The organism is Yersinia sp. 2542 StPb PI, assembly GCF_048593855.1.
In the GTDB taxonomy this organism is placed as follows: Bacteria; Pseudomonadota; Gammaproteobacteria; order Enterobacterales; family Enterobacteriaceae; genus Yersinia; species Yersinia enterocolitica_E.
In genome coordinates this window covers 1-1031 of record NZ_JAZGQA010000421.1, presented here as the reverse complement: position 1 = coordinate 1031, position 1031 = coordinate 1, and the positions used below count along the sequence as shown (strand labels likewise).

Sequence of the window (1031 nt, the reverse complement as noted above, 5' to 3'; positions counted from 1 at the left end):
TGACAAACAGAGAAAAGAACTATTCCTATCCAATGCCAAACAACCTCATAACTTTTATGATTCACGTAAGTACCTCTATATTCATAGAGAAGATCTTGTTGAATATCCTGCCGATGAACTGTTAACCATAGGATACTCAGGGAAACAGGCTGAAACCGTGATACTTAAAAAGTCGGACAAATATTTCACGGGTAAACACAGACTAAGAAATGGCGTTATCACCGAGCCTGGCGGCGGTGATAAAACCATTATCGGTGGTAAAAAAAATGATAACCTTGCTGGTGCCGATGGTAATGATTACATAGAGGGTAAAGAGGGTAATGACGCGCTGTTTGGCTGGGAGGGTCATGATACATTAATTGGAGGTAACGGTGATGACGGCTTATATGGCGGTGCCGGCAGCGATATCCTGGTGGGTGGAGAAGGTAATGACAGCTTAAATGGTGATTTAAATTACCATGATGTTAGCCAACTTGAGTCAGAACAAAGAGCGCAATCCCGCCGTGCGCTCGGAGATGATCAACTCTATGGTGGCAAGGGGAACGATCGCCTTCAAGGTGGTAAGGGAAATGACTATTTAGCCGGTGGCGAGGGAAATGACCTCTATGTTTTCGCCGCTAACGACGGTATAAATATGATAGTAGAATATGCAGGTGAAGAAGATACTATCGCTTTGATGGATCATAAATTTGAAGAGTTAAAGTTCAATCGTTATGGTGATCACTTAGTCATCAGCAGCCGCAATGAGGGTGATGACCTTACTATCGTCGTTCGTAACCAATTTACTCCTGATGGCTATAAAGTAAAATATTTGCATACAAAATCAAATGCCATGCTTATGCAAAATAACTCAGCGGAAATACTTCACAATCTAGTGATCAATAATCCTGAAACGTATAATGAAAAATTAAGCCAACTGAATAATGACTTGGCTGTAGATTTTCGTACTCATATCAGTTTTAAATTATCTGAGATATTTAACAGAAACATGCCTGATAGTGAAAAATTATATAATACAACCCTCAGCCAAG

The 1031-nt window shown here is 40.3% G+C and carries 1 protein-coding gene; it reads left to right on the top strand.

The window, feature by feature from the left end; genetic code table 11:
• A partial coding sequence (locus V1952_RS22050; RefSeq protein WP_420075577.1) for a calcium-binding protein occupies positions 1-1031 on the top strand: 1031 nt, incomplete at both ends.